The 25936-nt window shown below is 61.0% G+C and carries 21 protein-coding genes and 2 rRNA genes; 11 read left to right on the forward strand and 12 right to left on the reverse strand.

Translation table 11 applies throughout. The features are described 5' to 3' along the window. Positions 1-9 precede the first annotated feature (9 nt). Genes K7R21_RS20085 through K7R21_RS20100 form a run of 4 tightly spaced genes read left to right on the forward strand, consistent with a single transcriptional unit; the run spans position 10 to position 4787 of the window. Positions 10-1809 (forward strand): cache domain-containing protein, encoded by a 1800-nt coding sequence (locus K7R21_RS20085; protein ID WP_224985080.1) that lies wholly within the window; start codon positions 10-12, stop codon positions 1807-1809. Then, positions 1806-3839: a hybrid sensor histidine kinase/response regulator gene (locus tag K7R21_RS20090; protein ID WP_224985081.1), complete on the forward strand. Its 2034-nt coding sequence runs from the start codon at positions 1806-1808 to the stop codon at positions 3837-3839. Before K7R21_RS20085 ends, K7R21_RS20090 begins: the two co-directional genes overlap by 4 nt. Beyond that, on the forward strand, positions 3836-4228 hold the full coding sequence (locus tag K7R21_RS20095) for a response regulator (protein ID WP_224985082.1): 393 nt from the start codon (positions 3836-3838) through the stop codon (positions 4226-4228). The genes K7R21_RS20090 and K7R21_RS20095 overlap by 4 nt, the downstream gene beginning before the upstream one ends. Next, positions 4221-4787, forward strand: coding sequence for a CheB methylesterase domain-containing protein (locus K7R21_RS20100; RefSeq protein WP_224985083.1), 567 nt, complete (start codon positions 4221-4223; stop codon positions 4785-4787). Before K7R21_RS20095 ends, K7R21_RS20100 begins: the two co-directional genes overlap by 8 nt. 7 nt (positions 4788-4794) lie before the next feature. On the opposite strand, the gene K7R21_RS20105 is transcribed toward K7R21_RS20100, so the two are convergent. Then, positions 4795-5700, reverse strand: a complete 906-nt coding sequence (locus K7R21_RS20105) for a LysR family transcriptional regulator (protein ID WP_224985084.1) — start codon at positions 5698-5700, stop codon at positions 4795-4797. A 120-nt stretch (positions 5701-5820) separates the two neighbouring features. Here K7R21_RS20105 and K7R21_RS20110 point away from each other — a divergent pair, with 120 nt between their 5' ends. The 3 genes from K7R21_RS20110 to hcp all read left to right on the forward strand — a co-directional run bounded on the left by K7R21_RS20110 (position 5821) and on the right by hcp (position 9353). Further along, positions 5821-7053: an MFS transporter gene (locus K7R21_RS20110; protein WP_224985085.1), complete on the forward strand. Its 1233-nt coding sequence runs from the start codon at positions 5821-5823 to the stop codon at positions 7051-7053. A gap of 59 nt (positions 7054-7112) precedes the next feature. Continuing rightward, positions 7113-7385: a hypothetical protein gene (locus K7R21_RS20115; protein WP_199390127.1), complete on the forward strand. Its 273-nt coding sequence runs from the start codon at positions 7113-7115 to the stop codon at positions 7383-7385. Positions 7386-7718: 333 nt separating this feature from the next. Beyond that, complete coding sequence (hcp, locus tag K7R21_RS20120) at positions 7719-9353, forward strand: hydroxylamine reductase (RefSeq protein ID WP_318248356.1); 1635 nt, start codon at positions 7719-7721, stop codon at positions 9351-9353. A 133-nt stretch (positions 9354-9486) separates the two neighbouring features. On the opposite strand, the gene K7R21_RS20125 is transcribed toward hcp, so the two are convergent. The 3 genes from K7R21_RS20125 to K7R21_RS20135 all read right to left on the reverse strand — a co-directional run bounded on the left by K7R21_RS20125 (position 9487) and on the right by K7R21_RS20135 (position 12798). After that, positions 9487-9759 (reverse strand): hypothetical protein, encoded by a 273-nt coding sequence (locus K7R21_RS20125; protein WP_224985086.1) that lies wholly within the window; start codon positions 9757-9759, stop codon positions 9487-9489. Positions 9760-9870: 111 nt separating this feature from the next. Further along, complete coding sequence (ppk1, locus tag K7R21_RS20130; RefSeq protein ID WP_224985087.1) at positions 9871-12474, reverse strand: polyphosphate kinase 1; 2604 nt, start codon at positions 12472-12474, stop codon at positions 9871-9873. Between the two features lie 171 nt (positions 12475-12645). After that, the gene (locus K7R21_RS20135) at positions 12646-12798 is read right to left on the reverse strand and encodes a hypothetical protein (protein ID WP_224985088.1); all 153 of its coding nucleotides are present in this window, start codon (positions 12796-12798) and stop codon (positions 12646-12648) included. Between the two features lie 158 nt (positions 12799-12956). Here K7R21_RS20135 and K7R21_RS20140 point away from each other — a divergent pair, with 158 nt between their 5' ends. After that, positions 12957-14369, forward strand: coding sequence for a B12-binding domain-containing radical SAM protein (locus tag K7R21_RS20140; RefSeq protein ID WP_224985089.1), 1413 nt, complete (start codon positions 12957-12959; stop codon positions 14367-14369). 14 nt (positions 14370-14383) lie between these two features. Here K7R21_RS20140 and K7R21_RS20145 read toward each other — a convergent pair whose 3' ends face one another. Genes K7R21_RS20145 through K7R21_RS20160 form a run of 4 tightly spaced genes read right to left on the reverse strand, consistent with a single transcriptional unit; the run spans position 14384 to position 18819 of the window. Further along, on the reverse strand, positions 14384-15439 hold the full coding sequence (locus K7R21_RS20145; protein WP_224985090.1) for a type III polyketide synthase: 1056 nt from the start codon (positions 15437-15439) through the stop codon (positions 14384-14386). Then, positions 15436-16671: a U32 family peptidase gene (locus tag K7R21_RS20150; RefSeq protein ID WP_224985091.1), complete on the reverse strand. Its 1236-nt coding sequence runs from the start codon at positions 16669-16671 to the stop codon at positions 15436-15438. The genes K7R21_RS20145 and K7R21_RS20150 overlap by 4 nt, the downstream gene beginning before the upstream one ends. Next, on the reverse strand, positions 16668-17375 hold the full coding sequence (locus tag K7R21_RS20155; protein ID WP_224985092.1) for a methyltransferase domain-containing protein: 708 nt from the start codon (positions 17373-17375) through the stop codon (positions 16668-16670). The genes K7R21_RS20150 and K7R21_RS20155 overlap by 4 nt, the downstream gene beginning before the upstream one ends. A gap of 25 nt (positions 17376-17400) precedes the next feature. Continuing rightward, on the reverse strand, positions 17401-18819 hold the full coding sequence (locus K7R21_RS20160; RefSeq protein ID WP_224985093.1) for a B12-binding domain-containing radical SAM protein: 1419 nt from the start codon (positions 18817-18819) through the stop codon (positions 17401-17403). A gap of 575 nt (positions 18820-19394) precedes the next feature. Between K7R21_RS20160 and K7R21_RS20165 the strand changes: the two genes are divergently transcribed. After that, on the forward strand, positions 19395-20267 hold the full coding sequence (locus K7R21_RS20165; protein WP_224985094.1) for an alpha/beta fold hydrolase: 873 nt from the start codon (positions 19395-19397) through the stop codon (positions 20265-20267). An 86-nt stretch (positions 20268-20353) separates the two neighbouring features. Further along, positions 20354-21040, forward strand: coding sequence for an OmpA family protein (locus K7R21_RS20170; RefSeq protein ID WP_224985095.1), 687 nt, complete (start codon positions 20354-20356; stop codon positions 21038-21040). An 81-nt stretch (positions 21041-21121) separates the two neighbouring features. Here K7R21_RS20170 and K7R21_RS20175 read toward each other — a convergent pair whose 3' ends face one another. Together K7R21_RS20175 and K7R21_RS20180 are read right to left on the reverse strand one after the other, a co-directional pair. Next, positions 21122-22021 carry a pirin family protein gene (locus tag K7R21_RS20175; RefSeq protein ID WP_224985096.1) on the reverse strand — a complete coding sequence of 300 codons (900 nt, stop codon included), beginning with the start codon at positions 22019-22021 and terminating at the stop codon, positions 21122-21124. Between the two features lie 50 nt (positions 22022-22071). Next, positions 22072-22755 (reverse strand): type 1 glutamine amidotransferase domain-containing protein, encoded by a 684-nt coding sequence (locus tag K7R21_RS20180; protein WP_224985097.1) that lies wholly within the window; start codon positions 22753-22755, stop codon positions 22072-22074. A 216-nt stretch (positions 22756-22971) separates the two neighbouring features. On the opposite strand from K7R21_RS20180, the gene lon reads away from it, so the two are divergent. Next, positions 22972-25377: an endopeptidase La gene (lon, locus tag K7R21_RS20185; protein WP_224985098.1), complete on the forward strand. Its 2406-nt coding sequence runs from the start codon at positions 22972-22974 to the stop codon at positions 25375-25377. A gap of 170 nt (positions 25378-25547) precedes the next feature. Here lon and rrf read toward each other — a convergent pair. Both rrf and K7R21_RS20195 read right to left on the reverse strand, forming a co-directional pair. Beyond that, positions 25548-25664, reverse strand: a 5S ribosomal RNA gene (rrf, locus tag K7R21_RS20190). 125 nt (positions 25665-25789) lie between these two features. Further along, a 23S ribosomal RNA gene (locus K7R21_RS20195) occupies positions 25790-25936 on the reverse strand; the annotation flags it as partial.

Genomic DNA, 25936 nt, shown 5'->3' on the forward strand with positions numbered 1-25936 from the left:
GAGAAGAACGTGAAGTTCCTTAACGCAGCACGCGAAAAGATATCCATCCCCCTCGTCATAACCGCGGTGATAGTGGCGGTGGTGATGATGGTGGGGAACCACCTCATGCTGGACCAGATCCACGAGGAGGCGGTGCGCCAGGCCAACCGGCAGCAGGAAAACAGCATGATGGCCTTCTGGGAACTGATGAACCGTCGCGGGCGCAACTTCCACATCGAGAACGGCAGGATGATCCTGGGCGACTACTACACCCTGAACGGCGCCAACGAACTGACCGACAAGATCTTTTGCACCACCGGCAGCAGGGCCACCATCTTCATGGGCGACACCCGGGTGGCCACCAACGTACTCAAGGAGGACGGCACCAGGGCCATCGGGACCAAGCTTACCGGCCCGGCCTACGACGCCATCTTCAAGGAGGGGATCCGGTACCGCGGCGAAGCGAACATCCTGGGCGCTCCCTACTTCACCGCCTACGACCCGGTGCGCGACCTCTCCGGCAAGGTGATCGGCGCACTCTTCGTGGGAGTAAAGCAGAGCGAGTACCTGGCGCGTTACGACCGCATCAACGTGAAGATCGGTGCCATCAACGGGGCGCTGGCCGCGGTTTTCCTGCTCTGCGTCATCATCCTGGGCCTGAACCGCAAGCGCGCCGAGAACGACATCAAGAGACAGCTGAATTTCCAGCAGCAGCTCATGGACACCATCCCAAGCCCCATCTTCTCCAAGGACGCGCAGGGGCGCTACAACATGTGCAACAAGGCATTCCAAAGCTACGTGGGGCTCAGCAGCGAACAACTGCTGGGACGTTCGGTGTTCGATCTGTGGGAGCCTGAGCTGGCCCGGAAGTACCACGAGATGGATCAGGCGATCATAGACGCACCCGGAATCCAGATCTACGAATCCCAGGTGACCTACGCCGACGGCAGCGTGCACGACGCTATCTTCCACAAGGCGGCGGTCCGCGACGACAACGGCGTGGCCCAGGGGCTGGTCGGAGTGATCCTGGACATCACCGAGCGCAAGGCGGTCGAGCAGGAAAGCCGCCACATAGAGGCACAGAAGCACCACTCACGCATGATCGAGTCACTGATGATCCAGTTGAACCACGACCTGAACACGCCGCTTACCCCGCTGTTCGCGCTTATCCCCATGATCCGCGCCAAGGTGAGCGATCCGGGCCTAGAAAGGATGCTGGAGATCTGCCAGCAGTGCGTAAACCAGATCCAGGGGCTGGCCGGCAAGGCGCTCGACCTGGTACGGATCTCGTCCAGTCGTCCCCGTTTGATCCCGGTCAGCCTTTGTGCCGCGGTCGAGGGTGCCCTCAGTGAGTTGGCGCCGGCCTTGGCGCAGCGCGGGGTGATCTGCTGCAACGCGATTGCCGCAGACCTCCAGGTACTGGGATCGGCGGAACAGCTCACACTCTTGTTCAAGAACCTGCTCAGCAACGCCGCGCGCTATGCCGCCAACAACGGCAAGGTGATCATCAGCGCCGAACTGAAGGACGAGGAGGTCGAGGTATCGGTGCAGGACGACGGCGTCGGGCTCGACCACGAACAACTGAGCCAGGTCTTTGATGAGTTCTACAAGGCCGACCCCGCCCGCCACGACCTGAACACCCAGGGGCTGGGGCTGGCCATCTGCCGCAGGATCGTGGCCAACCACGAGGGGAGGCTCTGGGCGACGAGCCCCGGAGCCGGGCGCGGTACGACCATGTTCTTCACCCTGAAACAGGTGGGGCACCAGCCGCCGGCCATCGACGAAGACGAGCTGTCTCAAGAAAATAACCCGGAGAGCGACCAGACATGAGACACCTTTCCATTGCGGAACTGAAAACACGCATCGGCATCGCCATCGCCATCACGATGGTGGCGGTGATCGGCATCGTCACCCTAGGTGGGAGCGGAGCCTCGGTAGGTTCAGGGCTGCAGCAGCCGGTGCTGATCCTCGTACTCTGCGTGCTGATCGTGATCCTGACCCGCATCCTGTTCTCCCACTTGGACCACCTCGAGGCCACCCAGCGCATCGTGCAGGGACAGCAGTCGGAACTGGCGCTCGCCGAGCAGCGGGAGCGCAGCCGGTTGAAGGCGCTGGAGCGGATCGCCACCGACGCAGAGCTGGAGCAACTGCTCCAGGACGTGGTGCAGTTTGTCGAGGACTGCCTGCCCGGGTCGCTCTGCTCCATCCTCCTCGTCGACGAGTCGGGCACCAGGCTGCGCCACGGCTGCGCGCCGTCCCTGCCCGCGGAGTACAACCAGGCCGTGGACGGGATCAGGATCGGCAAGGGGAAGGGATCGTGCGGCACCGCGGCCTTCTTGCGGCAGCGCGTGGTGGTCGAGGACCTGGAACCCCATCCCTACTGGCACAACTTCCAGCCGGCGCGGGATGCCGGCCTCAGGTCCTGCTGGTCCGAGCCGGTCTTCGCCAGTAACGGGACCCTGCTGGGGACCCTGGCGGTGTACCACCGGGAACCGCGCACGCCCGGCAACGAGGATCTTCACCTCCTAGAGTCGGCCGCCCATCTCGCCGGCATCGCCATCAGCCGGGTACGGGCCGACGAGGGGCGCCACGTCCTGGAAGAGCAGCTGCGCCAAACCCAGAAGATCGAGGCGGTGGGCCAGCTGGCGGCCGGCGTCGCCCACGATTTCAACAACCTGCTGACGCCGATCATCGTCTACGCCGACATGCTGCTCCGGGTCTCGCCCGAGGGGAGCCCGCAGACGCGCATGATCCAGTCGATGAGCGCCGCGGCCCACAAGGCGAGCGACCTCACCCAGAAGCTCCTCTCCTTCGGGCGCAAGCAGGTGCTGCACATGAACCTCCTGGACCTGAACGAAGTAATCACCTCCTTCAGGGAGATCATGCGCGCCACGGTCCGGGACAACATCGAGATCGACCTCCTGCTTTCCCCGGGTGCAGCCAAGGTTCAGGCGGACCGCGGCCAACTGGAGCAGGTGCTTTTGAACCTCATCTTAAACGCCCAGGATGCCATCGAGGGGAGCGGATCCATCTGCATCGAGACCGGGCACCTGATCCTGGACGAAGAGTTTCACCGGCAGCACCCGGTCGCCAAGCCCGGCCACTACATCCTGCTCGCCTTCAGCGACGACGGCTGCGGCATGAGCGAGGACACGCTCAGGCACATGTACGAGCCCTTCTTCACCACCAAGGAAACCGGTCGGGGCACCGGTCTCGGCCTGGCCACGGTCTACGGCGTCATCAAGCACCACGGCGGCTGCATCGACGTCAAGAGCCGCCCGGGGCAGGGAACCAGATTCTCCATCTATCTCCCCGCCAGCGCGAGCGCCGCGGAGCCCCTGATGCGTGCAGCCGGCGGCGTCGCCCCCCCTGAGCACGACAGCACCGAGAGAACCATTCTGCTGGTGGAGGACAACCAGATGATCCGCGAGGTCGCCGCCGACCTGCTTGCATCCTTCGGGTACCGCGTCCTGGTCGCGGAGACTCCGTCCCGGGCACTGGAACTGTCGGAAGCGGACCAGCAGGGGATCGACCTGCTGGCGACCGACGTGGTCATGCCGGAGATGACCGGCCCGGAGCTGTACGAGAAGTTGCAGGAACGCCATCCCGCGCTTCCGGTGCTCTACATCTCGGGGTACAGCAACGCGATCATTCCGCAGGACGCGGAACTGCGCCAGGAAGCAATCTTCCTGGCCAAGCCGTTCACGCTGGAGCAATTCATGGCCAGGATCAACGAGATGCTGTACCATGTGAAGCCGCCCCAGGGGGAGCCCCCGCCGCTGGACCACCGCACCATGGCCCGACTGCTCGAATCACAACAAGGCGCGCCGGCGCCGGAACATAAGGAACCACAGCCATGAATAGACGGGTAATGATCGTAGACGACAACGAGTACGTCAGGGCATCGGTGGACATCATCTGCGAATCGGCGCAGCTGGAACTGGCCAGTGCGGCCAGCGGGCACGAGTGCATCGAGCAACTGGAGGCGGGATTCCGGGGCGTCATCCTGATGGACATCATGATGCCCGAAATGGACGGCTGGGACACGATCAGGGAGATGGTGGACCGGGGACTGTATCCGGGCAACATCATTGTCATGCTGACCGGCATGGGCGAGCCCGATGCCAAGATGGACGGGCTCCAGGAATACGTTTCGGACTACATGACCAAGCCCTTCGGCCCGGACGAGCTGCTTGATTCCATCGAGTACTACCTCACCCTGCTCAACGCCCCGACCGGCCATGACTAAGAATGTCGTGGTCATAGCCGTCTCCACGGGGGGGCCGCTGACGCTCAAGGCGCTCTTCAGGGAACTCCCGCCACTGGATGCCGCCTTCCTCATCGTGCTGCACATCACGCCCGAGATGGACTACCGCATCGCCCAGGGGCTGAACGCCGCAGCGTCGATGCCGGTCAAGCTGGCCGAAGACGGCGAGTACCTGAAAAGCGGCCACGTCTACATGGCGCCGGGGGGACTGCACCTCCAGCTGACCGGCAACAACCGGGTGGTCCTGTGCGAGGGGCCGCGCATCAACTACGTGCAACCGGCTGCGGACGTCACCATGCTCTCGCTGAGCAAGCCGCTCAAGGGGAAGCTGATCGGAATCGTGCTGACCGGCATGGGGCGCGACGGGGCCGACGGGATCAAGCACATCCACGACCTCGGCGGCATCACCATCGCCCAGGACCAGCAGTCCTCCACCATCTACGGCATGCCAAAGGCTGCCGCCCAGACCGGTGCAGTGGACTACGTCCTCCCTCCCCAGAAGATCGCCGGCAAGCTGATGGAATTGCTTGCCCCGCTCTGACGGCAGGCTAGCCTGGCTCCCTGTCCCGCTCGCCCGGGGCGTGCTCCAGCAGGAAATCGACAAAGGCGCGGTTGGCGAGGGAAAGATAGGTGTCCTTCTTCCAGGCAATGAGCAGGTCGAGGTGCAGCGGCGGATCGAAGGAAACGGCGGCCAAGTCGGTATCCTCGGCCACCACCATCTTGAGAAAGATAGAGATGCCGGTGCCGTTGCGCACCAGCGACTTGACCAGGGAGAAGAGGTTGGTCTCGAAGATAATCTTCGGTGTGCTGCCGGTCCCCTTGAGCGCCTCCAGGAAGAACTCCCGGATGTAGTACCCCTCCTTGTAGAAGACCAGTGGCTCCCCGATGAACTCCGTAAGCGTCACCGCCTGGCGGCTGGCAAAGGGATGGTCCGGCGGCACGCAGACAACGATCTCCTCGCGCAGGAAACGGCGCACCTCCAGCGTTGGGGGGAAGGCCGCGCTCCCGCCGCCCGCCACCACCCCCATGTCCAGTTCCCCTTCCCCAATCATCTTCTGGATCCGCCCCGAGCCCTCCCCGAGCACGGAGATGCTCAGCTGGGGGTAGCTCCTTTTGAAGTCCCGGAAGATATCGGGAAAGAAGTAGGCGCTGATCATCGGGGTGATGCCGATCCGCACCTCGCCCCTGGTGAGCCCCTTCAGCTCGGCCATCTCCAGCTCGGCGCCGCGCAGGTCGTCCAGGATGCGCCGGGCGTGCCCCTGGAAGATCTCCCCCTCCGCGGTCAGTGACACCTTCTTGTCCTGGCGGTTGAAAAGGACCACGTCCAGTTCCTCCTCCAGTTTCTTCACCGCCATGCTGACGGCAGGCTGTGCAATGCGCAGCGACTCCGCCGCCTTGGTGAAGTTGCTGAGCCGTGCCACCTCGAGGAAATACCGCAACTGCCTGATGTCCATGTCGCCCCCTGACGATAATCAATTACTATCGAAGCGATAAGCATTATATATTTTTCTTATGATTGAGCAAAGGCTATAGTTGCTTCGAAACGGGCAGGCAACAGCAGGGGAGAATCACCAATGGGATCCATCAAGAGCGGCACCAAAAGATACCGGCAGATCAACTGGGCCTTTTTCTTCGCGGGCTTTGTCACCTTCATCACGTTGTACGACGTGCAGCCGCTGTTGCCGGTGTTCACCCGTGAGTTCGGCGTCAGCGCCATGTTCGCCAGCCTGCCGCTTTCGGTCACCTCCTGCGCCCTCGCCATCTCCATGCTGTTCGCCGGCACCATCTCCGAGACGCTGGGGCGCAAGACCGTGATGGTCGCCTCCCTGGTGACCACCTCCGTCCTGGCGTACCTCACCTCCCACACCCAGAGCCTGGAGCAACTGGTCGCCGTGAGGTTCCTGCAGGGGATCGCGCTGGCCGGGCTTCCCGCCGTCGCACTCGCCTATCTCAGCGAGGAGATCGCCCCCGCCTCGCTCACCTCCGCCATCGGCCTCTACATCAGCGGCAACGCCATCGGCGGCATGACCGGCAGGATCTTTACCGCCACCATGGCCGAGGCCACCTCCTGGCGCACGGCCTTGGCCGTAATCGGCGTGGCCTGCTTCGTGTTGAGCCTCTATTTCGCCAGGAGCCTCCCCCCCTCCGAGAACTTCAAGAAGCGCCCCTTCGCGGCGCGCTACCTGTTCAGCTCCTTGTACCGGCAATTGCAAGATCCCGGGCTGATCTGCCTGTACGGTATCTCCTTCCTTATCATGGGGAGCTTCGTGACCCTGTACAACTACATCACCTTCAGGCTTCTGGGTGCGCCGTACCACCTCCCCGCCTCGCTGGTGAGCCTCATTTTCCTGGTCTACATGCTGGGCTCCTTCAGTTCCTCCATGATCGGGGTGCAGGTGGAGCGTTTCGGACGGGGCCGGATGCTTTTTCTCACCATAAGCACCATGGTCGTCGGGGCGCTCTTCACCGTGAGCCGTGACCTGGGCACTATCGTCACCGGCATCGCCATTTTCACCTGCGGTTTCTTCGGCGCCCACACCATCGCCTCCAGTTGGGTCGGCAGCCGCGCCAAAACCGCCCGGGCGCAAGCCGCGTCACTCTATCTCTTCTTCTACTATCTCGGTTCCAGCGTTTCCGGCACCGTCGGCGGTGTGTTCTGGACCTCCTTCGACTGGCAGGGCGTGGTGCTCCTGATCATGGGGCTCCTGGGAACCGGGCTGGTACTGCTGAAATTCCTCACCAGTTGTGCCGAAGGCGACTGCCCCGCCCGCAGCGCCGTTGCCACCCTCGACGTCCTGCGCAGCTAAGTACTCAAGTTCCTGTCGTGCCTGCCGATAAAAGCCTCAGAAGTCAGGAGGAACACGGCATGCAGGAACTTATTCGAGTAGCGGACGGGGTAGCCATCCCCCTGGAAATGTTAGGCACCTGGGACAAGGTCTCCGAGTTGGCGTCGAAGTACGGTCGAGTCTTCGAGGCCGACTTGGGGCGGCTCGGGTTCAACCTGCGTCCCATCTACCATCTCAACAACTACATCGGCGGCGAGCAGGCCATAGCCTTTGGCACAGCCACCTCTTCGAGGCTGCAGTTCGTGCTGCGCCCCGACATCTACAAAGCCATGGTAGGCAGCATAGTTCACTAGGGCGCGGCGTCGCATGGTCCCCCACCGTACGACGCTCTGCCTCCCCCCATCCCCTCTGCTCCTATCATTCCCCTGCTTTCCCTAACTCCCATCATCGCCCACAAGACAAAAAAGATCCCCAAACCCACAAACCCGGTTTTTATGACTTAGGTCAAGGTCGCAGTCGACATTAGCCGTTACAGTCACATCATCGAAGCGGCACACAGGAGCCGATAGCTGCCACAGCGACCGCTTCAATAGATCAAAACGAAACCAGGAGAATGGATGAAGAGCTTTTTGAAAAACCTTTTCGGTATGGGAACCACAACTCAAAACAACGCTAAGGAGGAAGTAATGGACAACATGTTTTGCTACCAGTGTGAACAAGCCGCCAACGGCGGTTGCTCCAAAGTCGGTGTCTGCGGCAAGAAGCCGGAAGTAGCGGCTCTGCAGGACCTGCTCATCTACAACCTGAAAGGGATCGCCTTCTGGGCCAACCTCGCCCGCGAGAAAGGCGCCAAGGATGCAGCCATCGACCGCTTCATGCTGGACGGCCTCTTCACCACCGTGACCAACGTCGACTTCGACGCCGAAGAAATCGCCAAGCTGGTACGTGAAGCAGCCACCCTGCGCAACCAGGCACAGGCGCTCTACGAGAAAGCCAACGGCGCAGCGTACACTGGCACCGTACCCGAGGCTGCACAACCGTTCCACGCCGGCACCACCTCCGAGCTCGTTGCACTGGGCGCCAAGCACGGCGTCAAGAGCGAAGAGATCGACGCCGACGTCCACTCCGTCAAGGAAATCCTCATCTACGGCATGAAAGGCTACGCAGCCTACGCCCACCACGCCCTGGTGATCGGCCTCGAGAACGACGAGATCTACGCCTTCACCCACAAGGCTCTCGCCGCCACCCTCGACCTGAAACTGGGCCTCATGGACTACGTCGGGCTCTCCATGGAGTGCGGCAGGATCAACCTGGTCACCATGGAACTCCTCGACAAGGCCAACACCGACAGCTTCGGCCACCCGGTCCCGACCCCGGTACAGCTCGGCACCAAGGCGGGCAAGGCGATCCTCGTTTCCGGCCACGACCTGCGCATGCTTGAAGAGCTCCTGAAGCAGACCGAAGGCAAAGGGATCAACATCTACACCCACGGTGAGATGCTCCCCGCCCACGGCTACCCGGGCCTCAAGAAGTACGTCCACTTGGCCGGCAACTTCGGCGGTGCATGGCAGGATCAGGCCAAGGAATTCGTTGACTTCCCCGGCGCCATCATCTTCAACACCAACTGCATCCAGCGCCCGGCCGAGAGCTACAAAGACCGTCTCTTCACCTGGGGCCTGGTCCAGTGGCCGGACGTCAAGAACATCAACGGCTGGGACTTCTCCCCGGTCATCGAGAAGGCGCTCTCCCTCCCCGGCTTTGAAGAAGCTCCGGGCAAAGAGATCCTCACCGGCTTCGGGCACAACGCAGTGCTCGGCGTAGCCGACAAGGTCATCGACGCGGTCAAAGCTGGCCAGATCCGTCACTTTTTCCTGATCGGCGGCTGCGACGGCGCCAAAACCGGCCGTAACTACTACACCGATTTCGCCGAGAACGTACCGAGCGACTGCGTCATCCTGACCCTGGCCTGCGGCAAGTACCGCTTCAACAAGCTCGACTTCGGCGACATCGGCGGCATCCCGCGCCTGCTGGACATCGGCCAGTGCAACGACGCCTACTCCGCGATCCAGATCGCCGTGGCCCTTGCCGGCGCCTTCAACTGCGGCGTCAACGACCTGCCGCTCTCCTTCATCCTCTCCTGGTACGAGCAGAAGGCAGTGGCGATCCTGCTCACCCTGCTCCACCTGGGCGTGAAGAACATCAAGCTGGGACCGAGCCTGCCGGCCTTCATCACCCCGAACGTGCTGAACTTCCTGGTCGAGAACTTCAACATCGGCCCGATCGGTACCGCCGAAGGCGACCTGAAGCAGATCCTCGGCTAGTCGAACCAACTGCAGCATGAACAACAAAGGCGGCCCCGGTAACTACCGGGGCCGCCTTTTGTTTTAGCTCTCTCGCTCGGACTCCTCCCCCCGGAGGGGGGAGGCTGGGAGGGGGGAAGAAGGGGGAGGATTCTTACTCTTCTTTCTTGTCCTCATCTGAAACCATTGTCACACTCTCGCAGATGATCTTCTTGCTGTCCTGCATGTCCGAGTATTTGAAGCCGCCGCCCAGCGTGGTCGGCGAGCAGACGTTATCGGGTGAATTGGCATTGACCAGGCAGATCGCGCAGGTCACGGTGGGGTTGTCGGTGAGCTTTTCCACTTCCTGCACCAATCCTTTGCTGTGCAAAAAGCAGATGTGGTGTTCGTGATCCCCTGCGCAGATGCATTTATCGTTGGCGTCCATCGGGTTCCCCCTGTTGTTTTCTCTTAAGCGCCGTCTCTGAAAACGGCACATCGAATATGCTATCCCTTTTGCTTTTCCCTGTCATCTGACAACTTGTCCATCTATCTCCTGCTATTTCTGCATCGGTTTTTTCTTCTGTTTGAGCGCGTCCTTCAGCCGCTGCTGTGCCTGGGCGATCAACATTTGCTGCGTCCCTTCGCCACTGTCGCCTTCCCGCGGCTGGCGCTGCACGTAACTGCCGTCGGGCTGCATGTCCCACGCGGAACGGCGGTCGGCATCGTGGCAATCCAGCACGGTCCGCAACTCCGCGGTCAGTTCGGGCGCGGTGACCGGGCAGAGCACCTCCACGCGGGCCTCCAGGTTCCGTTTCATGGCATCGGCCGATGAGATGAAATATTCCTCGGCACCACCGTTTCTGAAGTAGTAGATCCGGGCATGTTCCAGGAAGCGCCCGACGATGCTGGTGACCCGGATGTTGTCCGACAGCCCCGGAACACCTGGACGCAACCGGCAGGTGTCGCGCACATACAGGTCGATCTTCACCCCCGCCATCGACGCCCGGTACAGCGCCTTGACGATGTCGCCATCCTCCAGCGCGTTCATCTTGAACCGTATCAGCCCGCCCCCGTTTTGCCGGTGCAGCTCCACCTCGCGCTCGATGCGCGTCAGCAGGGCCTTCTTCAAGAGCTTGGGCGCGGGCATAACGGCGCGGTAGTTCCGTTTCGCCGTGAAGCCGGTGGTCAGGTAGTTGAAGAGCTCGGTGACATCCTGGGCGATGGCATCGTCGCAGGTGATGATGCCGACGTCGCTGTAGATGCGTGCCGTTTCGGTGTGGTAGTTCCCCGTGCCGATGTGGACGTAGCGCCTGAGCCCCTGGAAGTCCTGGCGCACCACCAGGATCACCTTGCAGTGGGTCTTGAGGCCGACTACGCCGTAGGTGACGTGGATGCCCGCCTCTTCCATCACCTCGGCCAGGTGGATGTTGGTAGCCTCGTCGAAGCGTGCCTTCAGCTCCACGACCACCGCCACCTGCTTGCCGTTTTGCGCCGCCTGCACCAGCGCGTCGATGATACGCCCCTGGATGGAGGTGCGGTACAGGGTCATCTTGATGGCGCGCACCTTGGGATCGTTGGCCGCCTCGCGCAGGAATCGCTCCACCGAGGTGGAAAAGGAGACGTAAGGGTGCTGCAACAGCACGGAACCGAGGTCGCGGATGGTGTGGAAAATGTTCCGCTCGGCGGTAAGCTGCGGGTGGTCGATCGGGTGGTGCGGCGGTTCGTGCAGGCGCGGGTAATCGAGCTTCGAGATCTCGAAGAGGTCGCGCAGGGCCAGCATGCCGGTAACCTCGAGGACGTCGTTTTCTTCGTCCAGTTCCAGTTCTGCCGCCAGGCGCCCACGATGCAGCGGCTCCATCCCCGCTCCCACCTCGAGCCGGACGATGGGGGCGAACTTGCGCTCCTTCAACTCCGACTCGATCATGGACATCAGGTCGTCCGCTTCTTCCTCGTCCTTCTCGGTGTTGGCGTTCCTGGTGACGCGGAAGATCTCGCAGGAGACGATGAGCATGCCGGGGAACAGCATGTCCAGGTTGTTCATCATCACCTGCTCGATCGGGATGAAGTGGTCACCTTTGCCGACCCGGATGAAGCGCGGCGTCCCCAGGCCGATGGGCACCTTGACCCGCGCCAGGGTGTGCTCGCGCGATTTCGGGTAGCGCAGCGTCACCAGGAGGTTGAGCGAGAGATTGGAGATGAACGGGAAGGGGTGGGCAGGGTCGATCGATTGCGGCGTCAGCAGCGGGTAGATGTTGCTGTAGTAGTGCTCGCGTAACTGCTTCTTCTCTTTGGGGGACAGGGTGTCATAGCTCTCGATGACGATCCCCTTCCCTTCCAGCAGTTCCCGCACTTGGCGGAAGGCCTCCCGCTTGGTGGCCTCGATCTCCCGGACCGAGGCATTGCATTCGACGACCTGCTGGCGCGGCGTCCGGCCGTCCAGGGTCAGTTCGTGCAGCCCCGCGCCGATCTGCTGCTTTAAGCCGCCGATCCTCTTCATGGCGAATTCATCGAGGTTGGAACTGACAATGGCTATGAACTTGAGCCGCTCCAACAATGGGGTGCGCTCGTCCATCGCCTCGTGCAGCACGCGGCGGTTGAACTCGAGCCACGTCAGCTCGCGGTTCAAGAACCAGCGGCTCTCGCCCAGATCAAACTCCGGGGGCTCGATCCCGTTGGCATCTTTGGGCTTGGGCGGCTGATTCGCGCCCGGCTTTACCGCCTTGGCAGCCTTGGGCTTGGCAGCCTTAGTCTTGGTCGTCTTTGACTCGGCAGCCTTGGTAGATTTGGTCGCTTTGGCGGCTTTGGTCCCCTTCGCGTCCCGGGTTGCCTTGTCATCAGCCTTGGGAGTTTTCCCCATCTTGGATGGTTTGGCGCCCTTTGCTTTGCCAGCCTTCCCCCCTTTTCCCGGCTTCGCCACCTGCTGCACCCCCGTGGGCTCTTGCCGGCCAGCGGCGCCGACCGGGGCCGAAATCACCGTCACAGTACCGTCAATGAAATGGGGATTGTTCTCTGAGGGATGGTCGGCTGACTCAAGATCCCGCATCCCGTGGATTTCCGGAATATCCAGCACGCTCTGAACGGGAGGCTGTTGCTCGTCTATGAGGTTGAAGACGTCCTCTTCTTGCTGAATCTTCTGGGGTACGACAGGCTTGGTCTCCATGACCTTACTCTCCGGAACTGTAGGATAGTAATTATTATTTCATTATTATCTAACTTAGGCAACTGGCTCACCAGTATTGCCTACCATGGAAAGAGAAAGCCCCCCGCCGGTGCTGTTGGTATGTCACCGATTCGGGGGCCTTTCCCTGTTGCCGTTACCGATTTTGCTTCTTTATTCCACAGGCGGAATCTTTCGCGCCCGGGCCGCCCTCTTTCTCAATATCTTCATAACCTCAGCCGAACTTAGTTCTCTCTCCTTCTGCTTGCGCCGCTCCACGATGACCACAACCGGCGCTCCATCTTCCTTGCCATCCCTTTCACCCATGGTCCACCTCCAGCTGCGGCGCCATCTGCGCCGCAGCATCCGGTTAATGGCAAACATTTTATCTTCATTGCCCCTCCCCGCCACCCTCTGCGTCAATTTGCTTATCCAGTGCCCGCCTCTATAATCCTTAGGTCCAATCACAGCCCCCAAGGAAACCAATGAAGATACTCCTTTTGGCCATGCCGGACGCCGCCAACAACTTCCACCGCATCATCAAGGTCCCCAACCTGGGGCTCTGTTCGATCGCGGCCCATCTCAAGCTGCACGAGGTGAAGGTGGTGGACCTGGTGCTGGTGCATCGCGACATCAAGGCGTGGCTGCAGCGCTTCCTGTGCGAGTTCCGCCCAGACGTGGTCGGCATCAGCAGCATGAGCTTCCAGTACGAAAGCGCCCTCAAGGTGATGTCTATCTGCCGTGCCAGCCTCCCCCACGTCAAGCTGGTGCTGGGGGGGTACCACGCCACGCTCGCCTACCGGGAGCTCTGCCAGGATGCGTCCCCTTTTGACTTCCTGGTGCGCGGCGAGGGGGAGCACGCCTTCCCGGCGCTACTGGAGGCGCTGGATGGACAACGCTCCTTCTTCGATGTCCCCGGCCTGTCGTGGCCCCGTCATGGCACGTTCGTCCACAATCCCACCGCTGGTTTGGCGGATCTGTCCCAACTCCCCCTGCCGGCCCGCGAAGCCCGCGTCCTCGACGGCTTCACCTATTTCGACCGCAAGCTCGATTGTGTCGAGACATCGCGTGGCTGCACCATGACCTGCACGTTCTGCTCGATCACCGGGATGTACGGAGCCAGCTTCCGCTGCCATCAGATCGATCGGGTCATCAAGGACCTTAAGGTCCTGCAAAAAAGGGGAACCCGGACCGTGCTGTTGGTGGACGACAACATCACCCTGGACAGCCGCCGCTTCACTATGCTCGCGCAGGCAATCGTGGAGCACGGACTGAACAGCATGGAGTACCTGGTGCAGGCCTCGGTGGCTGGCATCGTCGCCGATCCCGAGCTGATACCGGCGCTCGCGAAGGCGAACTTCGCCCTGGTGTTCCTGGGCATCGAATCGGTGCTCCCGCAAAACCTGGCCCTCTTTAGGAAGGGGGACATCAGGGCTAAAACGGAACGAGCGGTGGGCTTGCTGCGGCAGCACGGCATCGGCGTGATGGGGGGATTCATCATCGGCAACCCTGACGACGGCCCCGAGGAGATCCGGGAGGTTTTCCGCGCCTCACGCCGGCTGGGAATCGACCTCCCCTACGTGCAGTGCGTGACCCCGTATCCCGGTACCAGAATCAGGGAGGAACTTTTGCAGGCGGGCCTGGTGACCAACCCCGACCGGCTGAGCAGGTACACCGGCTTCATGTGCAACGTGAGGACGAAACGGCTGACCGTGGGGCAATTAAACCGGATCATGAATTGGGAGAACCTGAAGGCTTTTCTGAGCCCAGCCATGTTCGTCGGCAACTACTTCGTCAGGAAGCGCGAAAAAGGCGGACTGAAAGTACTCCTGAACAACCTGGACTTGGTCCGTGGCTTTTTCACCGGCGACCAATTCCGCTCGCGACACAGGTTCTGAACGGGGCCCCAGATTTAAGCCTTCCTTAACAGGCAAGCATGCGCCGAGAGGCCGGCGCCGTAAGCGAGGAGGACGCACCACTGACCGGCGCCGACGCCCTCCTGCAGCATCTCGTCCAGCACGAACCAGACCGTGGGAGAGGACATGTTGCCGTATTGGTACAGGACCCGCCGCGTCGCTCGGAGCAGCTCTTCCGGTATCCCCACCTGATCCCGCACCGCGTTGATCACCTTCTCCCCACCGGTGTGCAGTGCCCACCCTCCGATGTCCTTTTTGCTGAGCGCCGACAAGGCGAGCAGATCGTCCACCACGTCGGCCGCGGCCTTGCCGACCAGCTTGGGAAGGTCGGTCGACAACTGGTTGTGCAACTGCCCACCTTTGTGCACGAACCGTATCGCCTCCCGCTGCTCCGGTACATAACGCCCGGTCGAGCTGTGCAGTTCGAAGCCGGTCGGCTTTTCCCACAGCACCGCTGCGGCGGCTCCATCACCAAAAAGGGCGTTGGACAAGATCAGGCTCAGGTCGTTGCCCATTTGGAACGCGGCGCTGCAGATTTCCACCGCGACACTCACCACAACCCCACCTGTCATCCTCAGTATCGACTCCGCCACCTGGAGGTTTGGAATGGCGCCGCCGCAGCCGCTGCCGACCAGGTCGTACAGCCGGGCCCGGGGGGAGAGCCCCAGGCGTTGCGCCAGGTAGGTCGAGATCCCGGGACAGATGTATCCGGTGCAGGTGTTGACCACCAGCCCGTTCACCTCCTGAACGGAGAGTCCCACCTTTTCCAGTGCCCCGGTCACCGCCTGGGCTGCCAAGTTCACCGACTCACGGGTGAAGCGCTCCACCCTCTCGTCTTGGCTTTCCTCGAAGATGCGGCCAGGATGGTCCACGGCGAAATGCCGCTTCGCGATGCTCGGGTGCTCGAAGGTGGCCCGGATCAGCCCCATGCTCCTCGGAGTGAGAGTTTCCTTGAAGTGCTCCCGGACCAGGTCGGCCGCAGATCTCTGGCTTACACTGAAATGGGGTACGGCTGACACTATCGACGCGACGTAGGCTCTTGCATTGGTCATTCTCCCCTCCTCCCTGCCATGCCCCACAGTGTGCCGGAGTACATATCATCGAAAGCGTTCTGGTACAGCTGCAGCATCTCCCGCCGGTACCCTTCATCGACCCGCACGGCGCGCCTGGTCCAGTTTTCACAGTAGCCGCACCGGGAGCAATCGCTGGTCCGGCAGTCGATCTCCCTGATGCCGTCCAGGAAGCCGTCCAAAAGCCTGTTGTCGATGTAGACCGGGTCCCAGTCAAGCTCCGCCACCAGGCCGCGTTTCTCTGCCAGCCGCTTCAGGCGGAATAGGCCCGTCTGCCTCACCGCCATCGGCCTGAAGAAGAACTTGGCGAACCGCCTGACGTCCAACAGACCGCCCCCCTTCGTCGAAGATTTCTTGTAGCCATAGGGCTGGATCAGATCCAACAGGTTCCCCTCGAAATATCCCTCCGCATAGGCCCGCACGCGGGCCGCCAGCACCGCAGTCGGCGCACCGCGCTCCAGGATCTTGAAGGAGCTGAAGCCGAGGTCGGTATATGCCTTGAGATCCTCCGGCCTGATGAACTCGGAGCGCAGATAGTGCGACGGGTCGGCGAGTTTGAGGGCGGAGCATTTGAGCGCGCAGTAGTCGATCATGAAGCCGCCGGTCGCGTGCCCCTGCTGAGAGGCATGGGAGAGGTTCACCATGTGCTGCCCTGACAGCGGGCAGAAGATGAGGCAATTGGAATTGGCGATCAGCTGCAGCTCCAGCCCGACCGCCTCTCGGATCGAGCGCAGCACGGCAAAGTCGCGGTTGACCGCGATCGATTCCAAGGTGATGCAATCCGCCCCGAGATCTTCCCAGAACTTCGCCTTCGCTACGCAGTCGACCCGGGCGTAGACGCCGACGCGCACCTTGAGGCGCGGATACCGCTTCTTGATGATGGGGAGCAAAAAGGGAAGGGAAACCGTGACTGACGTGACGCCGCACTCCTCCACGAAGCAGAGCAGACACTCCAGCTCTGCCTGGCCTCTGCGGATGAACTCCCGGTTGTCCATGCAGGCGGGGTTCAACAAGTAATTGAAAGCAATGCCGCGGCGCGCCGCGTCCTGTACGTGCGCCCGGAACCGCGCCTTGGTCAGGGGCGCCAGCATGAACGACGCTCGGCCGCCCCCGACGCTGTCGGCAGGGAGCTTGCCAAACAACTCTGCAACCGGAAACCCATCCAGCGCCGGCAGGAGGTCGGCTTCAAAATTGGTGGCAACGGAAAACTTCATAAGCTCTTCCCTGAAACGACCAGCAGCCAGAAAGGCTCGCGGTGCACCTCGACCGAGGCCGCTCCAGCCTTCACCGCCCATTCCCTAAGCTCGTCGTCGGTAAAGGCCTTAAGGACAGAAAGTGGGCCGTCGTAGCGGGTCATCCGATTGCTGGTGAAGATCCTGGTGAGCAGGTAGATGAGGCTGTAGGCGATCCAGCTCCTGCGCAGGTCCATGACGATGAAGCCGCGCCGTGCCACCCGGAGCATCTCCCTCATGACCGTTACCGCTTCCGGCTCCTTCAGGTGATGCAGCGTCTTGCTGCAGAGCACGATATCGAAGCTGTGGTCTCGAAAAGGGAGTTGCAGGGCGTCCGCCACCAGCAACTTGATCTCGGGATATCCGGAAGCATATTCGCGTGCGATTTCAAGGACCCGGCTGTTGAGGTCGAGGCCCGTCACCTGCATGTCGATCCCGTTCTTTCTGCCCCACTCCACCAGGGCAACAGGGAGATCAGCCGAACCGGTCGCGACGTCGAGCACGGAAATCTGCCGCCGCCCGTCTATCTTCCTGGAGAGGTGCTTGAACAGCGCCCGGGTGTCACCCAGGTAGCGGTTGACCATCCTCAGGTCGGCGAGGCTCCCGGCCAGTTCCTCCTGGGTGCACACCTCGGGAGGAAGATCGAGAAACTCGAGGGCCGTTCTTTTGCGGGGGATGAAGGACATAGCGCTCAAAAACCTCCACGTACAATTACCGCCGTACCGTACCACCCTCCCCCCGCCACTTGAGCACCCTTTTGGCATATCCGGCGTAGCGCCAGAAAGGGGTCGGCAGGCCGACAGCGGTGCCGATACGACGCAGGGTGCCCAGTACCGGGGCCTGGGTATCGGTGAGGTGGATACAGCGGCCATGACGTACACCTTGGTCCAGGAGGACCCGGGCCCGTTCCGGGGTGAGCTTTGGGGAGAAATAGAAAGACGGCATCAGCAGGTCGTCGTCCGCCTGCAGCGTCCCCTCCCGCAGCGCGAGCCGATGCAGCCCCGTTCCCGGATAAATACGTATTCCCGTGGTGATGAAGGCCGCGTCCTTGCTGCCGACGTGGCGGTTCAGAAAGGCCACCGTCCGCCCCAGCGTCTCTTCGTCCTCCTGGGGCGCACCGATGAGGAAACACCAGAGCGCCCGTAGTTGGGAACGGCCCAACAGCTCCGCGGCGCGGTTCACCTCGTCCTCGTCAAAGCCCTTCTGCAACGCCGCCAACGTGGCTCCTGCTGCACTTTCAGGGGTGATCACGAGGGAGGTCATCCCGGCGCGCTCCATGAGGCGCAGCTGCCCCGCTGTCAATCGTTTCGGGGATAGAGAGGAGGCGCAGAAGCGTGCCTTCATACCACGCCTCAGTACCTCTTCCAGCAGCAACTCCAGGTAACCCTCCGGCTCGTTGAAGATGCTGTCCACGAACTCGAACTCCCGCGCTGTGGTGCGACGCATGGACTCCATGATTTCATCCACCACCTCGACCGGGTCCCGCACCCGCCAACTCGATCCTTCTATCATGCGGTAGGTGCAGTAAAGGCAGCGCTGGGCGCAGCCCCGCTTGCCCTGCACGGGGAGCACCGGTTCCTGCGCCAGGTACTTCCCAGCATCGACCCAACCGTGCAACCGTGGCATCACGTACGCCTCGCCGGCTACCGCAGCGGCATCATCTTGTCGCCGCTGCGCTCCCGTCCTGGACACCACCCCCGCCACCTGGCCGGCTGCGTCGGCATCCGGCGCGCTGAAAAACTGCACGGCAGCCACCTCACCCTCCCCCACCACGGCATAATCAAGATCCAAATATTCCAGGACCTGGTGTGGCAGGATGCTGACCCCGGCTCCTCCGATCAGGATCCGGGCGTTGGACCGCGCCTTGATCAGGCGCACCACGTCCCGTAGTTCCGGCAGGTACGACTTGGGTGCGAGCAGGTTACAGTTGTCAAGATTCCTGACGGAAAGGCCGATGCCGTCCGGGGCGAAGCCCGCCAGGGCATCGGCGACGGCAGTCAGCGGGTCCGGCAGGAAACAGAGATCGAGTAACTTGACGTGGAAGCCCGCCAGCCGCAGCGCTTCGGCCACCCAGGCTGCCCCGATGGGAACCGCCGGTTGCGGGGCGGTCTCCCGATTCGTGCTTATCATGAGGATTCGGGACGACACGTGGTTCATACTCCGGTACTGTACTCTATGGTCGCCTAGCAGGTTGAAAAAACCATTGAATGCCATAAGTACCGGGAGTACAATGGTTCTTATGGAGGGACGCAACAACCAACATCTCTGACAACTAACTCAAAAACAACTCCAGATGCATGAAGCGACATCTGGGGTTGGTAACTGACGTCCGGTAGGCCAAGCCGAAAGGCTCATAGATCTCGTCCGTTATGGCATAAAAAGATCTGATAAGGATGGAGTCCTAAAATCTTCCAGCAACAAAACACCATCCCCACGGATTGAGCAGGTTCCACTGAACGTCAGTTATTTTCTCAGAAAAAGCTCGATGACCTACATCATCGGGCTTTTTTTATATATTTAGCGCATTGGACGCAGGTTCCTGCCGCGCCAGCCCGAGCTATCCGCTGATCCTGTGATCCTGCATCTGCCATCCCACAGGTCCAGAAGCGGGCTAAACAATATTAGCAAAATACAACAATATCAGACTTCGCAAATTTCGCTGCCGGTTGTCACGATTCCTTCCGCTTTCTGCTAAAATAGGCGACATGAATCTGGCCGACCTTCCTCTGCATCTGTGCCGTCTTTCCGAGCGGGAGATACTGGCGTACCGCCGTTACGGAAACGGACCGGCCAAGGTCATTCTCGTACACGGCCTCGCGGCCCGGTCCGAGACCTGGAGCGACCTCGTCCCTCTGTTCCCTGCCGACCACTACACCCTCTACCTCCTTGACCTACTTGGCTCCGGAGCCTCTTCGAAGCCCAAGGAAACCGATTATTCGATCCGCGGTCACAGCGCCCGCCTACTGGACTTTCTGGAGCATCAGGAACTGAAGCAGGTAACCCTGGTGGGGCATTCACTAGGTGGGGCAGTGGCCCTGCTCACCGCTGTGGAAGCCATGCTCCGCAAGGCAGAGGACCTGCTAACTGCGATGGTGATCATGGCCGGCCCTGGGTACATCCAGCGACTCCCGCTCATGGCTGAGATTTTCGAGAACCGGCTGGCGGCGGCATTGTTCGTTGCCCTCTACGCCCCGGACATCTGGATCAAGACCGGGCTCAAGATGGCCTACTACGACCCCAAACTGGTCGACCGGGAACATATCGCCAGGTACGCCCCCTGCTACCGTGACAAGGCGGCTAAGCGGGCGTTGGTGGCGACCTGCCGCAGCTTGGTACCACTGGACCAGGAACAGATCGCCGAACGTTACCAGGACCTGCGCCTGCCGGTCCTCCTACTCTGGGGAAGTCACGACCAGATCGTGCCGCTGTCACAGGGGACGAGGCTGCGGGATGCTATTGCAGGGGCGAATCTCCAGGTACTTGAGCAATGCGGCCATAATCCGCAAGAAGAAAAACCTGCAGAAACTTTCGCAATCCTGCACAGTTTCATCTCACGGAGGACTACCGGAACTGGATGAAGTCGCCCCAGGCATTGATCTTGGAGAGGTGAGGTGGTATCTTTGATGTGTTCTGTGACTATTTCATTCATTAAGGAGATGGAGCAATGACAGCACGCTTGATCGCAAGAATTATCGTTGGCATGACAACCGTTGCCTTGTTAGCAACCGGCTGCGCCACCAATCCTGATGGAAGCTACGAATTCAAGAGGACCGGCTTGGGCGCATTGGGCGGCGCGGTACTGGGTGCAGGCGCCGGCGCACTCATCGGCGGCAAATCGCACCGCGGGCGCAACGCGGCCATCGGCGGCCTGACCGGTGCAGTGGTGGGCGGTGCGGTGGGCAACTACATGGACCGCCAGGCGGCCGCCCTCAAGAAGGAAATGCCGCAGGCTGAAGTCATCCGTGACGGGGACAAGGTCTACGTGGCTCTTCCTTCCGGCATTCTCTTCGATGTCGGCAAAGACACCCTGAAGCCTGAGGCGAAGGACGCCCTGAGCAAGGCTGTCCCCACCCTTAGAGATTCCCAGACCACCATCGTCATCGAGGGTCACACCGACTCCACCGGCTCCGACGCCGTCAACCAGCCCTTGAGCGAGCGGCGCGCCGGCCGGGTGCGCGACTTCCTCGTATCGCAGGGAGTCCCGGGCTCCAAGATGGCGGCAGTCGGCTACGGGTCCACCCGCCCCGCGGTCCCCAATGACTCGGACGCGAACCGGGCCTTGAACCGCCGCGTGCAGATCGAACTCTCCCCCAACGAGAAGCTCAAAGCAGAGGGGAGCGGCAACAACTGATGCACCGGACATAGCACGAAAAAAGCGGGGCGCCTGCCAAGGCGCCCCGCTTTCCTTTCCCACTAGAGCTTCCAACCGCCGCTACTTCACGAACGTCCCCTTCTGGTACTCCTCAAACGCCACCTGCAGTTCCTCCTGGGTATTCATCACGATGGGCCCGTACCACGCAACCGGCTCGCCGATCGGCTTGCCCGAGATGAGCAGGAAACGGACCGGTTTCCCCTGGGTGGTCACCGAGACCACGTCACCGTCTTCGAACAGGATCAGGTTCTCGGCACCGCACTCGCAGCGGCGCTCCAAGTCGAAGTAGTTCGTCCCCACCACCTCGTGTTCATAGGCATTACGTTCATGGTCGAAGTACCCTTCGCCGTCGATCACGTAGGCGAGGACGGTGTAGCCCCGCTTGATGGCGTGGGTGAAGGTCGCTCCCTCCGGCATGGTAACATCGAGATACTCCGGATCGGCTACCACGTCCCGCACCGGCCCCTGGCCCCCTCCAGCCGTGCCGGCGATCACCTTCACCTTGATCCCGTTCATGGTCACCTCCGGGATCTCGTCGGCGACGATGCCCCGGTAGCGGGGCGGCATCATCTTGTGCGAGGCGGGGAGGTTGGCCCAGAGCTGGAAGCCCCACATGAGTCCCTCGTCGTCCCCCAAGGGCATTTCCTGGTGAATGATGCCGCTGCCGGCGGTCATCCACTGCAGGTCACCCGGACCGATCACTCCCTTGTTGCCCATGCTGTCACCGTGCTCGACCCTACCGTGCAGCACGTAGGTTATGGTCTCGATGCCGCGGTGCGGATGCCAGGGGAACCCTTTCAGATAGTGAGGCGGATAGTTGGAATGAAAGTCGTCCATGAGCAGGAACGGATCGAACAGGGGCACCTCGTGGTTGCCGAAGGCCCGCTTCAGGTGCACACCAGCCCCCTCGATGGTGGGCTTGCTTTTCCAGACCTTCTTGATCTTGCGCAGAGCGTCCATAACGCCTCCTTTCCCTCTCCGTAGAACCTGGTCGAGCACTCTGCCCTTGCTTATCGTGCCTTCAGCACTTTGAGCAGGGCCTCCGCGGCTGGCGCCGAGGATGCCGGATTCTGTCCCGTTACCAGCTTGCCATCGACCTCGACGAACGGTCCCCATACCGGACCGCGCTGGAACTGTGCACCCCGCTCCTTCAGCCTATCCTCGAGCAGGAAGGGAACCACGTCGGTCAGCCCCACAGCCTCCTCCTCATCATTAGTGAACCCGGTGACCCGCTTGCCCCTCACCAGGAAATCGCCGTCAGTACCCTTCACGTCGCCCAGCACAGCCGGGGCGTGGCAGACTGCCGCTATCGGCTTGTCCGCGCGGGCAAACGCTTCGATCAGCGCAATGGCATCAGACTCGACGGCGAGATCCCAAAGGGGACCATGCCCCCCCGGGAAGAAGATGGCGTCGTAATCATTGACCGAAACCTCGCGCAACCGTAGCGAATGGGCCAGATCATCCTGTGCCGCCGGGTCTGCCTTGAAACGACGGGTCGCTTCAGTCTCGTTGTCGGGCAGGTTGCTTTTCGGGTCGACCGGCGGCATCCCTCCTCTGGGCGACGCTATGGTGATCTTGGCTCCGGCATCACGGAACACGTAATAGGGGGCCGCCAGTTCTTCCAACCAGAAGCCTGTCTTCTCCCCGGTATCCCCCAGTTTGTCATGGGAGGTGACCACTAACAGTATTTTCATGACTGACTCCTTTTAAGTTACCTGTGAAGCGATGGGCACGATGCCACAATTCGCACCTGTATGTGTGTACCTCATCCAGAAGGATTATCAACCTGAGGAAGCAAAACCTTTGCTGCAGGGTACGAGGTGATAATGGCAAGCTCAGTTTGGGCCCGGAGGTTGACAGCCCGGACATCCGTGCTTAGGTTTTATTAAAACCACACCAGGAGTCTCATCATGAGCCAACAGGACGTTGAAATAGTCGAAGCCGAAGTGAATGGGAAGCAGCAGCAGGAAGGCGGCCTGGTGCTGGCTTCGGAAGTCTTGCCACTGGGACTTCCCATCATACCGCTGCGGCCACGCCCCGCGTTCCCCAACATGCTGATCCCGATGGTGCTGAACGACCCGCACCAGGTACAGGCGATCAAGCGGGCAATGGAGACACCGGGCCAGGCAATAGGCCTGGTGCTGGTAAAGGACCCGGACAAGCCAGACGGGGCAGACAACCTACACCAAGTCGGTGTCGCAGGAAAGATCGTCAAGATGATGCACCTCGACGAGCAGAACGCACAGTTCCTGCTCAACACGCTGGAACGTTTCACCATGGTGGAACTGCACGAGAATGACGGGGCCCTCTTCGCGACCGTCAACTACCAGTACGGAACCGAGCTTTCCGTCAACCCGGAGTTGAAGGCATATTCCATGGCCGTTGTCAGCACCCTCAAGGAGCTGGTCCAGATCAATCCGCTGTACTCCGAGGAAATCAAAATGTTCCTAGGGCGGTCGAGCATCGATGATCCGGGCAAGCTTGCAGACTTCGCCGCCAGCCTCACCTCCGCAGACGGGCAAGACCTACAGCGGGTGCTGGAACTCTTCGACGTACGCAAGAGGATCGATCTCGTACTCACCCTGCTCAAGAAGGAGCTGGAGGTATCGCGGCTGCAAACCAAGATCACCAAGCAGATCGAGGAGAAGATCAGCCAGCAGCAGCGTGAATTCTTCCTGCGCGAGCAGTTGAAAGCCATCAAGAAGGAACTGGGACTTGAAAAGGAAGGCAAAGCCGCCGAGGCCGAGAAGTTCGAGGAGCGCCTGAAACATCTCAAACTGAACGACGAGGCGCAGCGAGCGGTCAGCGACGAACTGGAGAAATTCAAACTGCTGGAGCCAGCCTCGGCCGAGTACCACGTAACACGCAACTACCTTGACTGGCTTACCATCCTGCCTTGGGGCAAATACAGCAAGGACTCGTTCAATGTCGACAGGGCGAGGAAGATCCTGGACCGGGATCACCACGGGTTGAATGACGTGAAAGACAGGATCACGGAATTTGTTGCCGTGGGCAAGATGAAGGGCGACATCTCCGGTTCCATCCTCTGCCTGGTCGGACCGCCGGGAGTGGGCAAGACGTCCATCGGCAAAAGCATCGCCGATGCCCTGGGGCGCTCCTTCTTCCGCTTCTCCCTAGGCGGCATGCGCGACGAGGCGGAGATCAAGGGACACCGCCGCACCTACATAGGCGCCATGCCCGGCAAGTTCGTCCAGGCAATGAAGAGCGCGGGAACCTCAAACCCGGTGCTGATGCTGGACGAGATCGACAAGATCGGCGCGTCCTTCCAGGGGGATCCGGCATCCGCACTTTTGGAGGTGCTCGATCCGGAGCAGAATGGGACCTTCCGGGACCACTACCTTGATGTCCCCTTCGATCTCTCCAACGTTCTCTTCATCGCAACGGCCAACCAGTTGGACACCATCCCCGCACCACTGCTGGACCGGATGGAAATCATCCGGCTGTCGGGATACGTGCTTGAAGAGAAGATGGAGATTGCCAAACGCTACCTGATCCCGAAAGCACTGAAGAACCACGGGCTGAAGCACGGCCAGGTCACAATCAAAAAGGAAGCACTTGCGGCACTGATCGACGGCTGGGCCCGTGAAGCCGGCGTGCGCACCCTGGAGAACAGGATCAAGAAGCTGATGCGGAAAGCGGCCATGGAGTTCGCCAGCGGCAGAACCGAGCCCATCGTGGTCACCAAGAAAGATCTAGCTGAGTACCTGGGTCAGCCAGTGTTCACGACAGAAGAGATTTTCGAAGGAGTACCGGGCGTCGTGACCGGCCTGGCGTGGACCAGCATGGGAGGCGCCACGCTTCCCATCGAGGCCACGGCCATGGCCAGTAAAGGTAAGGGCTTCAGGCAGACGGGGCAGCTGGGCAACGTGATGATCGAGAGCTCGGAGATCGCCTATTCCTTCGTGATGGCACACTTGAAGACGTACGGTGCGCCGGATGATTACTTCGACACCCACTTCGTGCACCTGCACGTTCCCGCCGGTGCCACCCCGAAGGATGGTCCTTCTGCAGGGGTAACCATGGCAACGGCATTGGTCTCGATGATACAAGGAAAGTCGGTACGTAAGAAATTAGGCATGACCGGCGAGTTGACCCTCACCGGGCGAGTACTCCCGATTGGTGGCGTAAAGGAAAAGACCATCGCCGCACGACGGGCCGGCCTGAGGGTCCTGATCTTCCCCGAGGCCAACCGGAAGGATTTCCTGGAACTACCGGACTATCTGAAGGAAGGACTGGAAGTGCACTATGCCAAGGAATACAAAGATGTCTTCAAAGTAGCCTTCGGCAAAGACTAAAGGAGAATAGAAGCAGCTGGAGCATCCCCCCTCTCCCCCCGGGAGAGGGGCGGGGGTGAGGGCGCTGCCACAGCGGGAATCGAGGTACCGCATGACAAGTAAGCCAGAAGTTCAAACGCTGGACGCGAAAAAGCCCCGTCTGGAATCAGACGGGGCTTTTTCAATTAAATTCCCTGCGGCGACCTACTCTCCCACACCGTTACCAGTGCAGTACCATCGGCCCTGAGAGGCTTAACTTCCGTGTTCGGGATGGGAACGGGTGTGACCCTCTCGGCATAGCCACAGAGAAACTCGTAGCTTGGGCATAACGCCCGCGCAATATGTTTCTCACAATCGCATTTCGTGTCTGTAGGATTTTTTGGCAGTGTATGATCGGGGGGTGGAGGTCCACCCCCCTCTCTAAGAATTTTTTATGGTCAAGCCTCACGGCCGATTAGTACCGGTAAGCTGAACGCATTACTGCGCTTACACACCCGGCCTATCAACGTTGTGGTCTACAACGGGCCTTTAGGGGATTGCTCCCAGGGATACCTAATCTTGAAGGAGGCTTCCCGCTTAG

Source organism: Geomonas agri (assembly GCF_020179605.1).
Classification (GTDB): Bacteria; Desulfobacterota; Desulfuromonadia; order Geobacterales; family Geobacteraceae; genus Geomonas; species Geomonas agri.

Coding starts and splice junctions, on each gene's coding strand:
- K7R21_RS20090 (WP_224985081.1), top strand. CDS start 1,806: ATGAGACACCTTTCCATTGCGGAACTGAAAACACGCATCGGCATCGCC.
- K7R21_RS20095 (WP_224985082.1), top strand. CDS start 3,836: ATGAATAGACGGGTAATGATCGTAGACGACAACGAGTACGTCAGGGCA.
- K7R21_RS20100 (WP_224985083.1), top strand. CDS start 4,221: ATGACTAAGAATGTCGTGGTCATAGCCGTCTCCACGGGGGGGCCGCTG.
- K7R21_RS20105 (WP_224985084.1), bottom strand. CDS start 5,700: ATGGACATCAGGCAGTTGCGGTATTTCCTCGAGGTGGCACGGCTCAGC.
- K7R21_RS20110 (WP_224985085.1), top strand. CDS start 5,821: ATGGGATCCATCAAGAGCGGCACCAAAAGATACCGGCAGATCAACTGG.
- K7R21_RS20115 (WP_199390127.1), top strand. CDS start 7,113: ATGCAGGAACTTATTCGAGTAGCGGACGGGGTAGCCATCCCCCTGGAA.
- hcp (WP_318248356.1), top strand. CDS start 7,719: ATGGACAACATGTTTTGCTACCAGTGTGAACAAGCCGCCAACGGCGGT.
- K7R21_RS20125 (WP_224985086.1), bottom strand. CDS start 9,759: ATGGACGCCAACGATAAATGCATCTGCGCAGGGGATCACGAACACCAC.
- ppk1 (WP_224985087.1), bottom strand. CDS start 12,474: ATGGAGACCAAGCCTGTCGTACCCCAGAAGATTCAGCAAGAAGAGGAC.
- K7R21_RS20135 (WP_224985088.1), bottom strand. CDS start 12,798: ATGGGTGAAAGGGATGGCAAGGAAGATGGAGCGCCGGTTGTGGTCATC.
- K7R21_RS20140 (WP_224985089.1), top strand. CDS start 12,957: ATGAAGATACTCCTTTTGGCCATGCCGGACGCCGCCAACAACTTCCAC.
- K7R21_RS20145 (WP_224985090.1), bottom strand. CDS start 15,439: ATGACCAATGCAAGAGCCTACGTCGCGTCGATAGTGTCAGCCGTACCC.
- K7R21_RS20150 (WP_224985091.1), bottom strand. CDS start 16,671: ATGAAGTTTTCCGTTGCCACCAATTTTGAAGCCGACCTCCTGCCGGCG.
- K7R21_RS20155 (WP_224985092.1), bottom strand. CDS start 17,375: ATGTCCTTCATCCCCCGCAAAAGAACGGCCCTCGAGTTTCTCGATCTT.
- K7R21_RS20160 (WP_224985093.1), bottom strand. CDS start 18,819: ATGATAAGCACGAATCGGGAGACCGCCCCGCAACCGGCGGTTCCCATC.
- K7R21_RS20165 (WP_224985094.1), top strand. CDS start 19,395: ATGAATCTGGCCGACCTTCCTCTGCATCTGTGCCGTCTTTCCGAGCGG.
- K7R21_RS20170 (WP_224985095.1), top strand. CDS start 20,354: ATGACAGCACGCTTGATCGCAAGAATTATCGTTGGCATGACAACCGTT.
- K7R21_RS20175 (WP_224985096.1), bottom strand. CDS start 22,021: ATGGACGCTCTGCGCAAGATCAAGAAGGTCTGGAAAAGCAAGCCCACC.
- K7R21_RS20180 (WP_224985097.1), bottom strand. CDS start 22,755: ATGAAAATACTGTTAGTGGTCACCTCCCATGACAAACTGGGGGATACC.
- lon (WP_224985098.1), top strand. CDS start 22,972: ATGAGCCAACAGGACGTTGAAATAGTCGAAGCCGAAGTGAATGGGAAG.